Here is a 22,733-nt window from a genome sequence, read left to right on the forward strand (position 1 = left end):
GCGCCCGACCGTTTTTTCAGGTTCAGAACATAGTTCAGGACATGGCTACTGGTTCAACGATCTCGCCGAGCATTTCTTCAGCCTCGGACAGGAAAGTTTCATCGCGCGGGATCTGGAAGTGCCCGCAATCGAGCCATTCGCCGCCCATACCCGGTTGCTCAAGTTGCGCCGCCAGTTCCACAGCCTCCTCTTCGCGACCCAGCGTCCACCAGCAGATCGGATTGACCGCCAACGGAGCACAGCGATCCAGTTGCAACGACAATTGCTTGAGCCGGCGTGCCACGCTGAACACATGGGCCAGTTCATCGGCGCCGAGTGCCACGTAGGTTGAAGCGCCACGTTCGACACTCATGGCGCCGGCGAACAGTGCCCGCAGGTTCTGCGGTGTTTCCTCACCGTCGATGCTCAAGTCCTGCGCAGCATCCGGCAGGGTCACCCGCAGGAAATCGCGCAGATCAGCCTGCCAGTCATCCACTGCGCCTTCGTTGACCTTGGCCGACGGCACGAAGCTGTCCACCAGGCCGACGAATTTCACGGTCTGACCAGCCTGTTCCAATTGCGCGGCCATCAACATCGCCAACGTCCCGCCCAGCGACCAGCCCAACAAGTGATACGGCCCGTGTGGCTGCTTCTCGCGAATCTGCGCCACGTAAGCGCTGGCCATGCTCTGCAACGACACATCGTTGAATGCCGGGTCCAAGAGCATGCGCGACTGAATTGCCAACACCTGACGACGACCGCTCAAACGGCGCGCCAACGGCTCGTAGTCGAACACCGTGCCGAAGCCTGCGTGGATGCAGAACAGCGGCGCAACGCCCTTGACCTCTGCGTTCATCGCCAACAGCCCGGAAGCTTTTTCGGCGCTGCCCTGCACACTGGCGACCAGTTCGGCGATGCTCGGTTTCTGCATCAGGTCGCGCAGTTTCAGGCTCAGCCCCTGAGCCTTGAGCACACGACTACGGGCCACCACTTGCAGGCTGAGAATCGAATCACCGCCCAGTTCGAAGAAGTTGTCGGTGAGGCCGACGCGTTCGATTTTCAGCACCTCCTGCCAAATCTTCGCCAGGGCCTTTTCCAGCTCAGTGCGCGGCGCCAGGTAATCCTGACGCTGTTCAGCGTCCGGGTTCGGCAGCGCCTTGCGGTCAAGCTTGCCGTTCGGCGTCAATGGCATGCGGTCGAGCAACATCAGGTGCGCAGGCACCATGTAGTCCGGCAAGCTGGCCTTGAGCTGCTCGCGCAGGCGTTCGCACAAACCATCGGTTTGCGTATCGGCATTCGCCAACACGTAGCCGAGCAATTGCTTGCCACTGGCCCCCTCACGGGCCACCACGGCCGCGTCGCGCACGCCTGGCTGCTGCTTGAGACGCGCCTCGACTTCACCCAGCTCAATGCGGAAACCACGGATTTTTACCTGATGGTCGATCCGTCCCAAGTAGTCGACAGTGCCGTCCTCGCGCTGGCGAACCAGGTCACCGGTGCGATACAGACGACTGCCGTCGGTGCTGAACGGGTTGGCCACAAAGCGCTCGGCGGTGCCGCCGGCACGGCCCAGATAACCACGGGCCAGCGCGCCGCCCAGGTACAGTTCACCGGCAACGCCCGCGGGTAATGGATTGAGGTCAGCGTCGAGCACATAACCGCTGCGCTCGCCGACCACACTGCCGATTGGCGCGTAGGCCGCACCGCACTGATCATCCGCACCGGCCTTCCAGATCAGCGGTGTGACCACGGTTTCCGTCGGCCCGTAACCGTTGATGATGTATTGCGGCTTGAGCGCACGTTTGGCCAGTTCGAAACTCGCCACCGGCACGGCATCGCCACCGAAGCAGTAAATACGCACCGCCGGCGGATTGCCGTCTTGCTCGGCGTGTTCGGCCAGTTGCTGCAAATACACTGGCGGGAACGCGGCCACGGTTACGTCATATTCATGCAGAGCGCTGTACGTCTGCTCGGCGGTCCACAGGCTGTCGTCACGGATCAGCAAACGCGCGCCGTGTGTCAGAGTGGTCAACCAGCGCTCATGCGCGCCGTCGAACGCGAACGACATGAAGTGCAGCTCGCAATCGGCCTCACTCATTTCATAACGCTGACCGATCGCCTGGCAGTGCATCGCCAACGGGCCGTGAGCGACACCGACGCCTTTCGGCTGGCCGGTCGAACCGGAGGTATAGATCACGTAGGCGAGATTGCCCGGTTGCACCGCAACATCCGGTGCGCTGGCGGAGTGCGCGCTCAGATCCAGTTGATCGAGCTCCAGCACATGCAGGTTGTCCTGCGTTGGCAGCACCTGACGCAGACTCGAATCACTGAGCAGCAAGGCAATTCCGGAATCGCGCATCAGATAACTCAGGCGCTCACGCGGATAGGTCGCATCCAGCGGCACATAAGCGCCACCAGCCTTGAGCACCGCGAGCAACGCCACGATCATGTTTTCGCTACGCGGCAACGCCACGCCGACGCGTATTTCCGGGCCGACGCCTTCAGCGATCAGCGCATGGGCCAGACGGTTGGCGCGGGCGTCGATCTGCCCGTAACTGAAGGTCTGGCCATTGAAGATCAGCGCCGTCTGCTCACCACGCTGCGCCGCCCATTGAGCGATCCGCTGATGCACGGCCGGTGCTTGCGAAGCGGCCGGCACAACCTGCGCGGTAGCCGCCTGCCCCGTTGGCAGACCAATGCGCCCCAGCGGTTGCGCCGCATCCTGTGCCAACGCCGCAAGCAAGCCTTCCATGTTGCTGCGAATGCCTTCAACGGTCGCCCGGTCGAAATGCTCGCGCAGGAACATGTACTCGATCACCAGCCCCTCTTCGAGGGTGACCATCAAGTCCATCGGGAAGTTGGTCAGGCCGGCGTTGCTGATCTCGCCGAACTTCAGCGAGTCATCGCGCCACTCGCGCAGCGCTTGGTCGATCGGGTGGTTCTCGAACACGATGATGCTGTCGAACAGCGATTGCCCGGCACGTCCGGCCCAGCGCTGCACGTCGGTGAGCGGGGTGTATTCGCGCTCACGCATTTCCAGGTTGAAGTCCTGCAAGTCGCGCAGCCAGTCGCCGACCGCCTGCTCGGCCGGTACATCCTTGATCACCGGCAAGGTGTTGATGAACAGACCGAGGATCGATTCCGACGCCCGCAGACTCGCCGGGCGCCCCGCCACCGTGGCGCCGAACGCCACACAACGCTGACCGCTGTAACGGCTGAGCAGCATCAGCCACGCGCCCTGCACCAAGGTATTGAGGGTGACTTGCTGTGCTTGCGCGAAGGCTTTGAGCTGTTCGGTACGTTCTTCGCCCAGGCGGCTGTACAACGCTTCGTGGCCACGACCGCTGCCGGTGCGCGCCACGGCGTCGGCCAGATAAGTCGGCTCGTCGAGCTGACTCAGGTGCTGACGCCAGAACCCTTCACTGGCGTTGCCATCCTGCTGTTGCAGCCAGTTGATATAGCGGCGGTACGGCACGGCGTCGGCCAATGGCTTGCCGGAGTATTGGCTCAACACCTCACCGATCAACTGCGAACTGCTCCAGCCGTCGAGCAGAATGTGGTGGTAGGTCCAGATCAGTTGATAGCTGTCCTCGCCCACTTGCACCAGCGTCAGGCGTTGCAGCGGCGGCTGATCGAGATCGAAGCCCTTGGCTCGCTCGGCATCGGCCAACGCTTGCAGCGCTTCGGCCGAGTGATCCTGCTCGCGCCAGTCAAGCAGGCTGATTGGCAATTGCGGATCGGCGAGGACGAATTGCAGCGGCTCGGCCATGTCCTGCCAGAGGAATCCGGTGCGCAGGATATCGTGGCGTCGGCTGACGGTTGCCCAGGCGTCTTTCAACCGCGCGGGGTCAAGGCCCTGCACCGGAATGCACAACTGGTTGATGTAGAGATCCGACTCCGGCGCGTTCAGGCCGAGGAACAGCATGCCCTGCTGCATCGGCGACAGACGATAAAGACCTGCCAACTGATCTTGCGGCAGCGGCAATTGCGCGACTTGCACCTCACTCAGACCATGCAGCGGCACCTCGATCAGTGCTGCCACCGGCTTATCGCAGGAGGCTTCGACGCGCAGGGCCAATTGCGCAATCGTCGGGTGCTGGAACAGGTCCTTCGGACTCAGTTCCAGGCCTTGCTGACGGGCGCGGCTGACCACTTGAATCGAAATGATCGAATCGCCGCCCAGGGCGAAGAAGCTGTCGCTGGTGCTGACCTGTGCCAGCCCCAGCACGTCTTTCCAGATCTCCACCAACGCCTGCTCGGTGGCATTGACCGGGTCGACGTGTTGTTGCGCCGCCGTGAGTTCCAGAATCGGCAAGCGCTTGCGATCAATCTTGCCATTGGGCGTGAGCGGCATTTGCGCCAGCCACAGACGATGGGTCGGCACCATGTAATCCGGCAGCGTTGCGCCCAGCCAGGTACTGAGGCTGTCATGCAACTGACGTTGCTGCTCGGCGCTGGCGTCGACCGTCGCCGGATCACTCGGCACAAGGTAGGCGATCAACTGCTGGCTGCCCTGCACTTCACTGGCCACCACGACCGCTTCGCGTACGCCGTCATGCGCCACCAGGCGCGCTTCGATTTCGCCGAGTTCGATACGCAAACCGCGAATCTTCACCTGATGGTCGATCCGCCCCATGTACTCCAGCTCACCCTCTTCGCGTTCACGAATCAGGTCGCCAGTGCGGTACATGCGCTCACCGTTGCTGGCGAGTGGATTGGGCACAAACCGCTCGGCGGTCATGGCCGCACGGCCCAGATAACCGCGCGTTATGCCGGCACCGGAGAGGTACAGCTCCGCCGACACACCTTGCGGCACAACGTGCAGATCGGCATCGAGCAGATGGCTGGCGGTGTAGTTCAGGGCACGACCAATGCGCGCCTGACCACCGGCAACGCGGCGGGTCCAGGTCGAATAGGTGGTGTCTTCCGACGGGCCATAGAGGTCGTAGACGTGCTCGACCGTCGACTGCTGATACAACGCGTCGACCAGGCCTTGCTTGAGCGGTTCGCCGGCCAGATTGATGATGCGCACGCTCGCGGGGATCTGTCCGGCGCGTTGCAGTGCAGCGATGGCCGACGGCACGGTGTTGATCAGGCGTACCTGATCACGCGCTGGCAACTGCGGCAGTTCGAGAGCATTGCGCGCAATGATCAGCGAACCACCATTGGCCAAGGTGACAAACAGCTCCCACACCGACAGGTCGAAGCACACCGAAGTCGAGGCCAGCACGCCTTGGATGTCGTCGCGGCTGTAAACCTTGGCCGACCAGCCAATCAGCGCCATGACGTTGCGATGGGCAATCGCCACGCCTTTCGGTTTGCCAGTGGAACCGGAGGTGTAGATCACGTAGGCGAGGTTGTCCGGTATGACCGATGTTTGAGGTGCGCTAGCCGGATAAGCGTTCAGCGAAACCTGATCCATCAGCAGCACTTGCGTATCGCCCGGTACGCTCAGCGTCGCCGCGACCGCTTGCTCGGTGAGCAGCACCCGCGCACGGCTGTCTTCGAGCATGTAGGCAACGCGATCCGCCGGGTAATCCGGGTCCAGCGGCACATACGCGCCACCGGATTTGAGCACCGCCAGCAAGGCAATCAGCAACTGCTCGGAACGCGGCATCGCCACGCCCACGCGCACTTCCGGGCCGACACCCAACTCGATCAGCTTGTGCGCCAGACGATTGGCCTGCGCATCCAGTTCAGCGTAGGTCAGTTGTGTATCGGCGAAGGTCACCGCAAACGCATCCGGAGTCGCCGCCACTTGGCGAGCGATGGCTTGATGAATGCACCGCTCGGCGACGAAATCGGTCTCGACGCTCGTGACATTATCGATCAGGTTCAACTCGCTGAGCGTACGTTCGCCCGACTCGCTCATTTGCCCGAGCAGGCGCTGCAAGTATTCGCCCAACTGCACAACGCTGTGCGCCGCAAAGCTGTCGCACTGGTAGCTGAAGTGCATCGACAACTCATCGCTCAGATGTACCAACAGCGTCAGCGGATAGTTGGTCTGCTCATGGTTGTTGATCTCGCCGAAGCGCAATTCCTGCGGCGCGCCCTGCTCCAGCGCCTCGGACACCGGGTAGTTTTCAAACACCAGAATGTTGTCGAACAACGCTTCACCGTTGCGCGCCGCCCACCGCTGAATGTCGAACAACGGCGTGTGTTCATGCTCGCGCAACGTCAGATTCTGCGCCTGCACGCTCTGCAACCACTCACCTACGCTCGATTGCGAACGTGGGCTGGCGATCACCGGCAAGGTATTGATGAACAAACCGATCTGCTGCTCGACACCTTTGAGTTCCGCCGGACGCCCCGCCACCGTAGCGCCGAATGCGACGTTCTGTTGACCGGTCAAGCGCTGCAACAACAGCAACCAGGCCGCTTGAATCAGCGTGTTGAGGGTGACTTTCTGCTGCCGGGCAAACTCGCCCAACTGCCGGGTTTGCGCCGCGTCGAGCACACAGAAATGTTCGCCATGACCGTCTCGCGGGGCGTCGCCACGCTGCGCCTGAAGTGCTTGCGCCAACAGGGTTGGCGCTTCCAGGTCAGCCAGTTGCGCGGTCCAGTAATGTTCGCTGGCCTGCACGTCCTGACGCTGCAGCCATTCGATGTAATCGCGATAACGCCCGGCCAGCGTCGGCTGGGCAATGCCGCTGTAGCGCTGCAGCACTTCGCCGAGCAACTGCGAGTTGCTCCAGCCGTCCATCAGGATGTGGTGGTTGGTGTAGATCAAATGGCAGCGCTGATCGTCCAGGCGCACCACGACCATACGCAATAGCGGCCCCTGACTCAGGTCGAAACCTTGCGCCTGCTCGGCACTGGCCAGCATGTCCAGTTCAGTCCGGCAGTCGCCCCGCTCGCGCCAGTCGAGCACGCTGAATGGCATGTCCAGTTGCTTGTGCACCACTTGCACCGGGCGCGCCAGTTCACCTTGCCAGACAAAACTGGTGCGCAGGATGTCGTGGTTATCCACCGCCGCTTGCCAGGCCTGCTGGAAGCGCTGCGGGTCGAGGCCTTCGACGTCGAGACGGACCTGGTTGATGTAATCACCGGTGGCCTGTTCGTAGAGACTGTGGAACAACATGCCCTGCTGCATCGCCGACAGCGGATAGACATCGGCAATCTGCTGGGCCGGCAAAGGCAAGCCGTCGAGTTGCGTCTGGGTCAGGCCGGCCAGCGGGAAGTCCGACGGCGTCAGGCCTTCGACGCCCGGGGTCAGGCAATGCTCGATCAAAGCGGCCAGTTCTTCGGCGTAATCCGCCGCCAGTGCTTCGATCACGGCGTTGTCGAAACGCTCGCTGCTGAAGGTCCAGCCCACGCGCAGTTCACCGCCATACACCTGACCGTTGAGGGTCAGCCAGTTACCCATTGGCGCGTCCGGGCTCTGGTCGAGACCGGCATTGTCCGGCGCCGGAGCGAACAGCGCGCCGTCATCGCCCTCGAAACTGCCGTCGAACTGGCCGAGGTAGTTGAAGGTGATGCGCGGGGTCGGCAAGGTGCGCAGGCTCTGTTGTGCCTGAGCATCGCCAAGGTGACGCAGCGCACCGAAACCGATGCCTTTGTTGGGGATCGAGCGCAGTTGTTCCTTGATCTGCTTGATCGACTCGCCCGGCGTAGCCGCCGGGGTCAGACGCACCGGGAACAGACTGGTGAACCAGCCCACGGTGCGGGTCAGATCGACGCCGTCGAACAGCTCTTCACGGCCATGGCCTTCGAGCTGAATCAGCGTCGATGACTGCCCGCTCCAGCGCCCGATCACCCGCGCCAGCGCCGTCAACAACAGGTCGTTGACCTGAGTGCGATAAGCCGCCGGCGCTTCTTGCAACAGTTGTCGGGTCAGCTCCGCGCCCAGTTTGGTCTGTACCGTCTGCGCCAGTCTGTTCTGCTGACCGGCGTCCATCCGCTTGCACGGCAGATCGCTGCCGACATCACTCAGGCATGCCTGCCAGTAAGCCAGTTCCTGTTGCAACGCCGCGCTGTTGGCGTAGCGCTGCAAGTGCTCGCTCCAGTCCTTGAAGGCACTGGTTTTGGACGGCAGGTTCAGGGGCTGACCGTCGAGCACTTGTTGATAAGCGTTTTGCAGATCCTCCAGCAGAATCCGCCACGACACACCGTCGACAGCCAGGTGATGGATCACCAGCTGCAAACGCTGAGTACCATCGGCCAGATTCACCAGCACCGCCCGTAGCAACGGCCCGCTCTGCAGGTCGAGGCTGCGCTGGGCACGATTGCCCAAGGCTTCCAGCGCAGCGGCATCGGTGACGTCTTCTTGCCACAGCAGGTTGTGCGGCTGCGCTTCAATCGCGCGGTGCTCGGCCTGCCACACGCCGTTGTGCAGAGTGAAGCTCAGGCGTAAGGCATCGTGATGCGCGACCAGCGCGCGCAATACTTGCTCGATTTTCTCCGCGTCCAGCGGCTGACGCGGCTTGAGCAACACCGACTGGTTCCAGTGCTGACGCTCAGGGATATCGTCTTCGAAAAACTGCTGCTGGATCGGCAGCAACAACGCCGCACCGGTGACCGCTTGCTGGTCGATGCTCGATTCGTCGTCGCCCAACTGCGCGACCAGCGCCAGACGCTGAATGGTCTGGTGCTGGAACAAATCTTTCGGATTCAGCCGAATGCCGGCCTGTCGCGCGCGGCTGACCACCTGAATCGAGATGATCGAGTCGCCACCCAGCTCGAAGAAGTTGTCGTTGAGGCCCACTTGCGGCAGCTTCAGCACGTCTTGCCAGATCGCCGCCAAGCGTTGTTCCAGCTCACTTTGCGGCGCCTGATAGGCCTGCTGCGCCTGACTGGCATCCGGCGACGGCAACGCGCTGCGGTTGAGCTTGCCGTTGGCCGTCAGCGGCAATTGCCCGAGCAGCAACAGGTGCGCCGGGATCATGTGATCCGGCAGGTTTTCCTTGAGCTCGGCACGCACGCTGTCGCGCCATTGCGCTTGCTCAGCGGCGCTGGCGTCGAGCAACGCCGCATCGTTCGGCACTAGCCAAGCAACCAGTTGCTGACCACTGAGGCCCGGTTGCGCCAGCACCACCGCCTGACGCACGGCAGTCTGTTCGAGCAGCTGCGCTTCGATCTCACCGAGTTCGATACGGAAACCGCGAATCTTCACCTGATGGTCGATCCGCCCGATGTATTCGATCACGCCGTCAGCGCGATAACGCGCCAGGTCGCCGGTGCGATACAGACGACCACCGTCAGCGGCAAACGGATCGGGAATAAACCGCAACGACGTCAGATCGGCACGGTTCAGATAACCGCGCGCCAGACCGGCGCGACCGACGTACAGCTCACCGATGCAGCCTTTGGCCACCGGGTTCAGGTCGCCGTCGAGCAAATACCACGACAGGTCCGGGATCGGCTCGCCGATCGGGCTGCTGGTGTCACGCTGCAAATCGGCCATCGACAACGGCCGGTACGTCACGTGGACGGTGGTTTCGGTGATGCCGTACATGTTGATCAGTTGCGGCGTTTGGTCGCCGAAACGCTCGAACCATGGACGCAGGCTTTTCACTTCCAGCGCCTCACCGCCAAACACCACGTAACGCAGCGCCAGCTGTTGCGCAGCGTGCTCCGGGGCGCAAGCAACTTGCATCAACTGCTTGAACGCCGAAGGCGTCTGGTTGAGCACGGTGATGCCTTCGCGGCACAGCAAGGCAAAGAAATCTTCCGGCGCACGGCTGACCTCGTAAGGCACCACCACCAGTTTGCCGCCGTACAGCAACGCGCCGAAAATCTCCCACACGGAGAAGTCGAACGCATAGGAGTGGAACAGGCTCCACACATCTGAAGGGCCGAAATCGAACCAGGCATCAGTGGCTTCGAACAGGCGCAGCACATTGCGATGGACGAGCAAGGTGCCTTTGGGCTGGCCGGTCGATCCCGAGGTGTAGATCACGTACGCCAGGTTATCCGCGCTCATGCTCACTTGCGGATTGCTGTCGCTGTAGCCCTCGAGGTCTTCGCGACCCTGATCGAGCATCAGGCTGCGCACCGAGTCCGGCACCGGCAGACGTGCGAGCAAATGGCTCTGGGTCAACAGCAGGCCGATGCCGCTGTCGCCGATCATGTAGCTCAGGCGTTCTTCCGGGTAGCTTGGGTCGAGCGGCACGTAAGCACCGCCGGCCTTGAGAATGGCGAGCAGTCCGACCAGCATGTCGAGACTGCGTTCAGCTGCCAGACCGACGCGCACGTCCGGGCCGACGCCATTGGCGATCAGCTTGTGCGCCAACTGGTTGGCGCGGCTGTTCAGTTCACCGTAGCTCAAGGATTGCTCGGCATACGTCACGGCAACCGCTTGCGGTGCGCGGGCGGCCTGGGCTTCGATCAAGTGATGCAGGCACTGCTCGCTTGGGAAGTCGGCCACGGCCGGGTTCCATTGCAGCAGGGTCGCGCCGCGCTCGGTGGCATCGTGCAGTGGCAGTTCGGCGATACGCTGGGCGCTGTCCGCGACGATGCCTTGCAGCAGATTCGTCCAGTGTTGCGACAGACGCTCGATGGTCTCGACGTCGAACAGGTCGGTGGCGTAAGTCAGCTCGGCCCAGACATTGTCGGTCGACTCAAAGGTGTTCAGCGTCAGATCGAACTGCGCGGTATTCGACGCCCAAGGCAAGCCTTCGATCTGCAGTTGCGGCAGACGTGTAGCACCCTGCGCCTGACGCGCCTGGCTCTGGTGGTTGTGCATCACCTGGAACAGCGGGCTGTGGCTGAGGCTGCGTTCCGGTTGCAGCGCGTCGACCAGTTGCTCAAACGGCAGATCCTGATGGGCCTGAGCGCCGAGCACGGTGTTCTTCACTTGTTGCAACAGGCTGCGGAAGGTCTGCTGGCTGTCGAATTCAGCCTTGAGCACTTGGGTGTTGACGAAGAAGCCAATCAACCCTTCAGTCTCGACTCGATTACGGTTGGCCACGGGCACGCCAACACGGATGTCGGCCTGACCGCTGTAACGGTGCAGCAAGGTCTGGAACGAGGCCAGCAGCAGCGCGAACAGGGTGACGTTTTCACGCTGCGCGATGTGCTTGAGGGCTGCGGCCAGTTCGCGGCTCAGCGGGATGTCGCGACGCGCGCCGCGATAGCTTTGCTCGGCGGGACGTGGACGGTCGGTCGGCAGCTCCAGCAACGGTTGATCACCATCGCCGAGTTGCGCGGTCCAGTAGCTCAACTGACGCTCGCGTTCACCAGCGTCCATCCACTGTTTCTGCCACACGGCATAGTCGGCGTATTGCACCGGCAGCGCCGGCAATTGCGCGGTCTGGCCCTGGCTGTACGCGGCATAGAGCGCCACCAGTTCATCGACCATGATGTTCATCGACCAGCCATCGGAGACGATGTGGTGCAAGGTGATCACCAGCGCATGGTCATCGGCGGCCAGGCGCAGCAGTTTCACCCGCAGCAACGGGCCTTGCTGCAAATTGAACAAGTGCAGGGTTTCTGCGGCGACCAGCGCTTGCAGCGCCGCATCGTCGAGCCCCGCCACGTCCTGCACTTGCAGATTCAGCGTGCCGTGGGCCTGAATCACTTGCAGGGTCTGGCCCTGCTCTTCGACGAAGCAGGTGCGCAGGGACTCGTGGCGCTCGATCAGCGCATTGAAGCTTTGCTGCAACGCCGGCAGATCCAGTTCGCCACGCAGACGCAGTGCCGCCGGAACGTGATAAGCGCTGCTGGTCGGTTCCAGCTGCCAGAGGAACCATTGGCGTTCCTGTGCATAGGAAAGCGCCAGCGGTTGCAGGCGTGGCAAGGCAACAATCGGTGGTTCCTGAGTGGCTTGATCGACACCCAATGCAGCAACGAAATCTTCCAGCGTGCTGTGTTCGAACAGCGTGCGCAGCGGCACCTGAACGTTCAGCGCCTGACGCACACGGGAGACCACTTGCGTTACCAGCAAGGAATGGCCGCCGAGTTCGAAGAAGTTGTCACTGAGGCTGACACGCTCAAGCTTGAGCACCGCTTGCCAGATCTCGGCGACGGTGTGTTGGGTGGCGGTTTGCGGCGCGCTGTAAGTCGATTGCAACTGGCTGGCGTCGGGTGCCGGCAAGGCTTTGCGGTCGACTTTGCCGTTGGGCGTCAGCGGCAGTTGCGCGAGGAACAACAGGTGCGCCGGCACCATGTATTCCGGCAGCTCAGCCTTGAGGCTGGCTTTCAGTGCGGCGCGCAGTTCGACTTCGTCAACAGCACTGGCGGACGGCACCACATAGCCGACCAGTTGCGGACCGGTCGGGCCGTCCTGAGCGACGACGACGGTTTCACGCACGCTGTCCAACGCAAGCAAGCGCGCTTCGATCTCGCCAAGCTCGATACGGAAACCACGGATTTTCACTTGATGGTCGATGCGCCCGATGTACTCGATCACGCCTTCTGCGCGATAACGGGTCAGGTCGCCGGTGCGGTACAGACGCGCGCCGTTTGCCGAAAACGGATCCGGCACAAAACGTTCAGCGGTCAGGCTCGGACGCTGGAAATAACCACGCGCCAGACCGTCACCACCAATCAGCAATTCACCGGGTGCGCCGAGCGGATTCAACTCAAGGTCGCTGCCGAGGATGTACAGCGCGGTGTTGTCGATCGGCGTGCCAAGGAATGGACGACTGTTGTCCACGCTCAGCGCATGTTGCGCCGACCAGATCGTGGTTTCGGTCGGGCCATACAGGTTCCACACACTCGGCGTCAGCGCCAGCATGCGCTGGGCCAGTTCCTGCGGCAGCGCTTCACCGCCACAGAGGAACGTGCGGCCCTTGAGAATCGCTGCGTGTTCGTTGTCGAGCAGCATGCGCCAGGTCGATGGCGTGGCTTGCAGCACGCTGACGGCATGACGCTCGATCAGTTCGAGCACCGCTTGCGGGTCTTGATGCACGTCCTTGCCGGTCAGTACCACACAGGCGCCGGCGAGCAGCGGGCCGTAGATTTCCAGGCCGAAAATATCGAAGGAGAACGTGGTCAGCGACAGCATGCGATCCGCAGCGGCAATCCCCGGCTGCTTGATCATGCTCGCGACAAAGTTGCGCAGCGCCGCGTGGCGTACCATCACGCCTTTCGGTTTGCCGGTAGAGCCGGAGGTGTAGATCGTGTACGCCAAGTGTTCGCCATTGACGGCAACGTCCGGCGCGGTCTGTGGGTAAGCCGCCAGCCAGTCACCGGGCTGATCGAGCAACAGGGTTTGCACACCCGCCGGGATCGGCAATTGCGCCTGCAAGTGCGTTTGGGTCAGCAGCAATTGCAGACCGCTGTCTTCGATCATGTAGGCCAGACGATCCTCGGGATACGCCGGATCCAGCGGCACATACGCGCCACCGGCCTTGAGGATTGCCAGCAGGCCGACGATCATTTCGACGCTGCGCTCGACCTCGATGCCGACCAGCTGATCCGGGCCGACGCCGGCCTTGATCAGGTGATGCGCCAGTTGATTGGCCCGGGTATCCAGTTCGCCATACGTCAGCACCTCGTCGCCGATGATCAGCGCCGTGGCCTGCGGGTTTTGTTGCGCCTGCAAGGCAAAGTCCTGCTGCACGCACTCGGCCTGCGCACTGTGATCCGCCACGCGCAACCAGTCCTGCAACAACACGCCGTGTTCAGCGCTGTCCAGCAGCGGCAGTTCGCCGACACGCTGGGTTGGCGCGGTGATGATGCCTTGCAACAGGTTCTGCCAGTGACGGGCCAGACGCTCGACGGTTTCCGGTTTGAACAGATCGGTGGCGTAGGTCAGCTCGGCGGCAAAACCGTCATTCGATTCATAGGTATTGAGGGTCAGGTCGAATTGCGCGGTGCGCCCTTCCCACTGCACATCCTCGACGCTCAGTTGCGGCAGTTGCACCGCGCCACGGCCCTGATCACGGCTGGTCTGATGGTTGAACATCACTTGGAACACCGGGCTGTGGCTCAGGCTGCGTTCCGGTTGCAGCGCTTCGATCAACTGCTCGAACGGCAGATCCTGATGCGCTTGGGCGGCCATCGCCGCTTGCTTGACCTGCGCCAGCAATTGGTTGAACGGCAGTTGACCATTGACCTCGGCATTCAAGACCTGGGTGTTGACGAAGAAGCCAATCAGGCCTTCAGTTTCGACCCGGTTGCGGTTGGCAGTCGGCACGCCGACACGAATCTGCGCCTGGCCACTGTAGCGATGCAGCAACGCCTGGAACGACGCCAGCAACACCATGAACAGGCTCGCGCCTTCACGCTGGGCCAGTTGTTTGAGCGCATCGCCGAGGGCGGCTGGCAGGTCCAGTTGCAGACGTGCACCGCGCAGGCTTTGCACCGCCGGGCGCGGAAAGTCGATGGGCAATTCCAGCACCGGCTGCTCGCCGTCCAGCGTCTTGATCCAGTAAGCCAGTTGCCGCTCACGCTCGCCCGCTTCCAGCCAGTGACGCTGCCAGATCGCGTAGTCGGCGTATTGCACCTCCAGTTCCGGCAATGCCAGTGGCTGCCCGGCGGTGTCGGCGGCGTAATGCTGGATCAACTCGTTGACCAGCACTTTGATCGACCAGCCATCGGAGATGATGTGGTGCTGGATCAACACCAGCACATGATCGTCATCGGCGACCTTGAGCAATGCCACGCGCAGCAGCGGCCCCTGTTGCAGATTGAACGGGCGCGCGGTTTCGCTTTCGACGAACGCCTTGATCGCCGCCTCTGCGCCAGCGGTGTCGAGGCCGGCCGGTAAAGGGGCCAGGGTGATGCTCAGCGGCAACTGCGGGTGAATCACCTGACAGAAAGTTTCGCCGTGCTCGGCGAACGTGGTGCGCAAACTTTCATGACGCGCGGCCACGGCATTGAAGCTGCGCTCCAGCGCCGCCACGTCCAGCTGCCCCTTGAGGCGCAAGGCGCTGGGAATGTGATACGCGGTGCTGTGCGGGTCCATTTGCCAGAGGAACAGTTGGCGTTCCTGAGCGTACGACAGAGGAATCGCTGCAAACCCGGAACGTGTTTCCGGGATCGGCAGGTTGGCCGGAGAGACGCCCTCTTCGAGCATCTTTTCCAGGTACAGCTTACGTTTGTCCAGCGGCAGAGTGATAAAGCGCTTGGCTACCCTCAAAGCAACACTCTTGTCCATCAGACTTCCTCCATATCGTCAAGCAGGGCTTCCAGCTTGTTCAGTTTCTGTTCGTTGATTGCCCCGCCTCCTGTATCGAGTCGAGCGACAAAGTCGCTCAGGACGGGGTGCTGGAATAACAGTTGCGGGGTCAGCGTCAGGCCCAGTTCAAGGGCCATGCGCGACACCACGTTGACCGCCAGCAGCGAGTGCCCGCCCAGTTCGAAGAAGTGATCGTTCAGACCAATGCGTTCAACCTCGAGCACTTGCTGCCAGATCGCCGCGACCTGCTGCTCAAGCTCACTCTGCGGCGCGACATACGCGGCCTGCATCTGGCTGGCATCCACCGCGGGCAGGGCCTTGCGGTCGAGTTTGCCGTTGGGCGTCAGTGGCAACTGCTCAAGGAACAGCAGGTGCGCGGGAATCATGTAGTCAGGTAACGAAGACTTGAGGCCAGTCTTTAGTCCGTCGCGCAGTTGCCGCTGCGCTTCACCGTCATACAGATCCAGTTGCGCGGCGACCACGTAGGCCACCAGTTGCGCACCGCCCTCGCCTTCAACGGCAAGCACCGCCGCTTCGGTGACCACCGGTTGCGCGAGCAATCGCGCCTCGATCTCGCCCAGTTCGATGCGGAATCCACGAATTTTCACCTGATGGTCGATCCGCCCCATGTACTCCAGCTCGCCCTCTTCGCGTTCACGAATCAGGTCGCCGGTGCGGTACATGCGCTCGCCATTGCCAACCAACGGGTTCGGCACAAAGCGCTCAGCGGTCATCGCCGCACGGCCCAGATAACCGCGGGTGATGCCGGCACCAGACAAGTACAGCTCCGCCGAAACCCCGTGCGGTACCGCTTGCAGATCGGCGTCGAGCAAGTGACTGGCGCTGTGATCGAGAGCACGACCGATGCGCGGCTGGCCACCGGCGGTGCGATGAGTCCACGTCGAATAGGTGGTGTCTTCCGACGGGCCGTAAAGGTCGTAGACATGCTCAACGGTGGGCTGTTGATACAGCGCGTCGACCAGCCCTTGTTTCAGCGGCTCACCGGCCAGGTTGATGATGCGCACGCTCGGCGGAATCTGCCCGGCGCGTTGCAGCGCAGCGATGGCCGACGGTACGGTGTTGATCAGGCGTACCTGATCGCGCGCCGGCAGGTTCGGCAACTCCAGCGCGTTGCGCGCGATGATCAGCGAACCGCCATTGGCCAACGTGCCAAACAGCTCCCACACCGACAGGTCGAAGCACACCGAAGTTGACGCCAGCACGCCTTGAATGTCGTCACGGCTGTAGACCTTGGCCGACCAATCGATCAGCGCCATGACATTGCGGTGGGCAATCGCTACGCCTTTCGGTTTGCCGGTGGAACCGGAGGTGTAGATCACATACGCGAGGTTGTCCGGCTGCACTTTGGTTTGCGGTGCGACGGCTGAATAACCGCTCAGCGAATCCTGATCCATCAGCAGCACCTGCGTATCGCCCGGCACGCTCAGCGTCGCCGCGACTGCTTGCTCGGTGAGCAGCACTCGCGCACGGCTGTCTTCAAGCATGTAGGCAACGCGATCAGCCGGGTAATCCGGGTCCAGCGGCACATAAGCGCCACCCGACTTGAGCACTGCCAACAGCGCAATCAGCAACTGCTCGGAACGCGGCATCGCCACGCCTACGCGCACTTCAGGACCGACACCGAGCTCGATCAACTTGTGCGCCAGACGGTTGGCCTGCGCGTCCAGTTCGCCGTAGGTCAGTCGTGTATCGGCGAAGGTCACCGCCAGCGCATCCGGCGTTGCTGCCACTTGGCGGGCAATGCCTTGATGAATGCACAGTTCGGTGACGAAGTCGGTGTCGACGTTCGTGATGTGGTCGATCAGGTTCAACTCGCTCAACGAACGTTCACCTGCTGCAGCCATCTGCGTCAGCAAACGCTGCAGACTCGCGCCCAACTGCGCCACGCTGGCCGGGGCGAAACTGTCGCGCTGGTAACTGAAGTGCACCGACAGTTGCGCGCCCATGCTCACCAGCAAGGTCAACGGATAGTTGGTCTGTTCCTGATTGACCACTGCACCGAAACGCAAACCCTGCGGCGCGCCGCGCTCCAGCGCTTCGCCAATCGGATAGTTCTCGAAAACCATCAGGCTGTCGAACAGTGCGTCACCGCCCTGCCCGGCCCAGCGCTGAAGGTCCGCCAGCGGCGTGTGTTCGAACTCGCGTGAAGCGAGGTTCTGCGCCTGCACGGCTTGCAGCCAACTGGCCAGACTTTGCTGCGTTTGCGGCGCGGCCACCACTGGCAAGGTGTTGATGAACAGACCGATCTGCTCCTCGGCCCCCGGCAGATCCGCCGGACGCCCGGCCACGGTCGCGCCGAACGCCACGCAGTCCTTGCCGGTGTAGCGCTGCAACAGCAGCAGCCATGCGGCTTGCACCAGTGTGTTAACGGTGACTTTCGAGGCCCGGGCAAATTCACCAAGACGCACGCTCAGATCAGCATCCAGCACTTGGTAATGGTCGCCGTAACCGACACTTGGCAAAGCATCGACTGGCCGTGCAATGGCATTGGCCAGACGCGTCGGCTCGTGCAGAGGTTCCAGCGCCGCCAGCCAGTAGGCTTCAGCCGCCGTTGCATCCTGACGTTGCAGCCAACCGATGTAATCGCGATAGCGACCCGCCGGACGCGGCACCGCTTCGCCGCGATAATGCTGCAGCACTTCGCCGAGCAATTGCGCACTGCTCCAGCCATCCATCAGGATGTGATGGTTGGTGTAAATCAGGTGATGACGATCAGTCGCCGTGCGCACCAGCACCAGACGCAGCAGCGGCGCACAGGTCAGGTCCAGCCCCAGTGCGCGCTCCTCATCAACCAGGGTTTGCAACGCCGAATCCAGATCAGCCTTGCCGCTCCAGTCGAGCACACTGAACGGCACGTCCACCTGCCGTTGCACCACTTGCACCGGTTGCGGCAAGTCGCCCTGCCAGAAGAACCCCGTGCGCAGAATGTCGTGGGCATCCACCACCGCTTGCCACGCGGCGTGGAAACGCTGCGGATCGACGCCATCGACGTCCAGCCGCATCTGGTTGATATAGTCGCCACTGCCCTGTTCGAGCAGGGTGTGGAACAACATACCCTGCTGCATCGGCGATAGCGGGTAGATGTCATCGATGCCTTGCGGCTCCAGCACCAGCGCATCCAGTTGCGCTTGCGACAGTTGCGCCAGCGGGAAGTCCGACGGCGTCACGCCGCGGTTGCCGCTGTCGCAACAGTGGCCGATCAGTGCTGTCAGCTCCTGCACATAGTCATCGGCCAGACGCTGAATGGTCGCCGCGTCGAACATGGCGCCGCTGTAAGTCCAGCTCAGGTCCAGTTCACCGCCGAAGACTTTGCCGTTCAGCGCCAGCGGGTTGCCCAGCGGCCCTTGCATATTGACTTCGGCGCCACCGGATTCGCTGGTCGGTGCGAACAAAGCCTCATCCGCCTCGGCAAAGCTGCCATCGAACTGGCCCAGATAGTTGAAGGTCAGGCGCGGCGCCGGCAAGGCCTGCAGCGTTTCGCGAGCCTGCGCATCGCCCAGATGTGCCAGCGCACCGAAGCCGATGCCTTTGTGCGGAATCGCCCGCAACTGCTCCTTGATCTGTTTCAGCGAAGCCCCCAGCTCAGCCACTGGCGACAGACGCGCCGGGAACACACTGGTGAACCAACCGACCGTGCGGGTCAGATCGATGTTGTCGAAGAGGTCTTCGCGACCGTGGCCCTCAAGCAAGACCAACGCGTTGTCAGCGCCGGTCCAGCGCACCATCACTCGCGCCAATGCCGTCAGCAGCAGATCGTTGACCTGCGTGCGATAGGCCTGTGGCGCGTCCTGCAAGAGTTGACGGGTCAGGGCTTTGTCCAGTTTGCTGCGGATTGTCAGCGCCTGATCGTGTTGCTGCCCGCCGTGCGGATGGTCGTAAGGCAGGTCAGCCGAAGCGCCTCGCAACTGGTGCTGCCAGAAGCTCAACCCAGTCTGCAACGCAGGGCTTGCCGCGTAGTCCTGCAAGGCTGCCGCCCAAGCTTTGACTGCACTGGTTTTCGCCGGCAATTGCACGGACGCGCCAGCGCTGAGCTGCCGATAAGCGTTTTGCAGGTCTTCGAACAAAATCCGCCACGACACGCCGTCGACCACCAAGTGATGCACGATCAGCAGCAGACGCTGACTGCCGTCGGCCAGGTTCGCCAACACCGCGCGAATCAGCGAGCCACCGCTCAATTGCAAGCTGCGTTGAGCCTTGTCACCCAGTGCCTCAAGGGCAGCAAGATCAGCCACCTCGACTTGCCAGAGGATGGTCTCGCCCGCTTGCGTTGCAGCATCGCGGTATTGCGCGACCCAGCCGTCAGCCTGCTCGACAAAGTCCAGACGCAAGCTGTCGTGATGCAGTACCAAAGCGTCCAGCGCTTGTTCCAGCAGCTGCGCGTCCAGCGCCTGATTCGGCTTGAGCATCACCGACTGGTTCCAGTGATGACGATCGGGAATCGCCTGCGCGAAGAATTCCTGATGAATCGGCAACAGCGCAGTGCTGCCCGTCACCGGTTGCTGATCAATCGACTGCAGCGCTTCACCGGTCTGCGCCACCAACGCCAACGCCGCGATGGTCTGGTGCTGAAAAAGGTCTTTCGGTGTAAAGCGAATCCCGGCCTGCCGTGCACGGCTGACCACCTGAATCGAAATGATCGAGTCGCCGCCCAGCTCGAAGAAGTTGTCGCTGACGCCCACTTGCTCAAGTTTGAGCACGTCCTGCCAGATCGTCGCCAGTTGCTGTTCTAGCGCGGTTTGCGGTGCAACGTAAGTTTGCTGCAGTTGGCTGACGTCCGGTTTCGGCAGGTTCTTGCGATCCAGTTTGCCGTTCGGTGTCAGCGGCATGCGTTCCAGACGCAGCACGTACGCCGGCACCATGTGCGCCGGCAACGTCGCCTTGAGTTGTGCACGCAGATCGTCGGTGAAGCCGGCACGGTCTGCATCGCCGACTACATACGCCACCAAGCGCTTGCCACTGCCGGCGCTGCCTTCCTGCGCGACGACCACCGCTTCGCGCACGCCGTCGAGGGCTTGCAGCGCCGCTTCGACTTCGCCGAGCTCGATGCGGAAGCCACGAATTTTCACCTGATTATCGATGCGATCCAGATAGTCGAACGTGCCATCGCCACGCTGACGCACCAGGTCGCCCGTGCGATAAAGCAAACCGCCGGTGGTGCTGAACGGATCAGCGACAAAGCGCTCGGCGGTCAGACCCGGACGGTTCAGGTAACCCCGCGCCAACCCTGTACCACCAAGGTACAACTCACCGGCCATGCCTTGCGGCAGCAGGTTCAAATCGGCGTCGAGCACATAAGCGCTACGGTCACCAATGCGGCTGCCGATTGGCGCATAGGCTGCACCGCATGGCACTTCGCGTCCGGCCTTCCAGATCAGTGGGGTGACCACGGTTTCGGTCGGGCCGTAACCGTTGATGATGTAGTCCGGATCGAGCGCGCGTTTAACCCGCTCGAAACTCGCGTTCGGCACCGCATCACCGCCGAAGCAATAGATACGCACCTTCGGCGGATTGCCGACGCGCTCGGCGTGTTCGGCCAGTTGTTGCAAGTACACCGGCGGGAAGGCGACCACGGTTACGCCGTGTTCGATCATTGCGTTGTAGGTCTGCTCCGGCGTCCACAGCGTGTCGTCGCGAATCAGCAGCGACGCACCGTGAGTCAGGCTGGTCAGCCAGCGTTCGTGGGCACCATCGAAGGCGAACGACATGAAGTGGAATTCGCAGTCGCTGTCACGCATCTCATAGCGCTGACCAATGGCCTGACAGTGCATGGCCAACGGGCCGTGCGCGACGCTGACGCCTTTCGGGTTGCCGGTGGAACCGGAGGTGTAGATAACGTAGGCGAGGTTGTGCGGATCGAGTTGCACCTGCGGTGCCTTGATCGGCAGCTCACGCAAATCGAGGCGATCCAGTTCCAGCAGCGGCACCGCTTCATCGACCGGCAATTGCGCCGACACCGACGAGTCGCTGATCAGCAGCGCCAGCCCGGAATCTTCGATCAGATAGGCCAGACGCTCGCGCGGATAACTGGTGTCCAGCGGCACATAGGCGCCGCCCGCCTTGAGCACGGCCAGCAGCGCGACGATTACCGACTCACTGCGCGGCAACGCTACGCCAACGCGGGTTTCGGCACCGACACCACGGGCGATCAGCGCGTGCGCCAGTTGATTGGCTCGCTGGTCGATTTCGCCGTAGCTGAAATGCTGATCATTGAAAATCACCGCTGTGCGTTGCGGATTTTCAGCGGCCAATGCGGCAATGCGCTGATGCACGCCGATGTCCACCGGGTACGGCTGCGGGTGGTTTTCGGCTTGCTGGCGTGCCTGCTCTTGAGCATCTGCCAGAGCGATTTCACCGAGATTGCGCTCGGCCGACAGGGCGAACTGTTCCAACAATTGCAGCAGGTGTGCACTGATGCCGGCGACGACATCGCTGTCAAACTGGCCGCGATCAAAGCTGTAGTGCAACGCCAGTTGCTGGCCAAGCGTGACCGCCACGCTCAGTGCATAGTGCGTCTGTTCGAGGTTACCGACCTCGCCGAATGTCAGTCCTTGTCCGGCCTGACTCAGCGCCTGGGCAATCGGGTAGTTTTCGAACACCAGAATATTGTCGAACAGTGCTTCACCGCCCTGCCCGGCCCAACGCTGGATGTCCGCCAGTGGCGTGTGTTCGAAGTCGCGCAGGCTCAGGTTTTGCGCCTGAACGGCTTGCAACCAGCTGCCAACGCTTTGATCCGGACGCGGCGCGCCAATCACCGGCAAGGTGTTGATGAACAGACCCACCTGTTGCTCGATGCCCGGCAGATCCGCCGGACGCCCGGCCACGGTCGCACCGAACGCCACGGCTTCGTGACCGGTATAGCGTTGCAGCAACAGCAGCCACGCCGCTTGCACCAAGGTGTTGACGGTGACTTTTTGCTGGCGGGCGAAGGCCTCCAGTGTTTGAGTGCGCTGCACGTCCAGGGTCAGGTAGTGATCGCCGTGGCCGCTGAGGTTCTCGCCGCCGGTGGCTGCGCGCGCCAGTCGCGTCGGCTCTTGCAGCGCGGCCAATTGACCGCTCCAGAATGCCTGACTCAGTTGACCATCCTGGCGTTGCAGCCAGGCGATGTAGTCGCGATAACGCCCGCCGCCATTCGCCGGCGTGCGCCCGCTGTAGCGCTGCAAGACTTCGCCGAGCAACTGTGAGTTGCTCCAGCCGTCCATGAGGATGTGGTGATGGGTGTAAATCAGGTGCCATTGCTCGGCGCCAGTCTGCACCAGCAGCAGTCGCAACAATGGTGCACTGCTCAGATCGAAACCTTGCTGACGCTCGGCATCGGCCAACGCCGCAAGCGCTGCGGGCTGATCGTCGCGGTCGCGCCAGTCCAGCGTGCTGAATGGCAGATGCACCTGCTTGTGGACGATCTGCACCGGCTGCGCCAGCTCACCCTGCCAGACGAACCCGCTGCGCAGAATGTCCTGCGCATCGACGGTGGCTTGCCACGCAGCGCGGAACCGCTCGGGATCGAGACCTTGTACGTCAACGCGCAACTGGTTGATGTACTCGCCCGCGGCTTGTTCGTAGAGGGTATGGAACAGCAAGCCTTGCTGCATCGGCGACAGAGGATAGACATCGTCGAGTTGACCCGCTGGCACCGGCAACCCATCCAGTTGCGCTTGCGTCACGCGCGCCA

At 62.3% G+C, this 22,733-nt stretch carries 2 protein-coding genes (1 of these 2 only partly in view); both read right to left on the reverse strand.

The features are described 5' to 3' along the window. Window positions 1–34: 34 nt before the first annotated feature. Entirely contained in the window at window positions 35–15,022 is a 14,988-nt protein-coding gene (locus tag ACI514_RS15805; protein WP_405121999.1) for a non-ribosomal peptide synthase/polyketide synthase, read from the reverse strand. Then, window positions 15,022–22,733, reverse strand: the 3' portion of a protein-coding gene (locus ACI514_RS15810) for a non-ribosomal peptide synthase/polyketide synthase (protein ID WP_405122000.1). Its footprint extends 4,609 nt past the window's final position; only the last 7,712 of its 12,321 coding nucleotides appear in the window; its start codon lies beyond the right edge, outside the window; it ends in the stop codon at window positions 15,022–15,024. Before ACI514_RS15810 ends, ACI514_RS15805 begins: the two co-directional genes overlap by 1 nt.

Source organism: Pseudomonas sp. M20 (genome assembly GCF_045037865.1).
Taxonomy (GTDB): Bacteria; Pseudomonadota; Gammaproteobacteria; order Pseudomonadales; family Pseudomonadaceae; genus Aquipseudomonas.

Bases quoted from the DNA above. Each gene is read 5' to 3' on its own strand.
- ACI514_RS15805 (WP_405121999.1), bottom strand. From the start codon at position 15,022: ATGGACAAGAGTGTTGCTTTGAGGGTAGCCAAGCGCTTTATCACTCTG.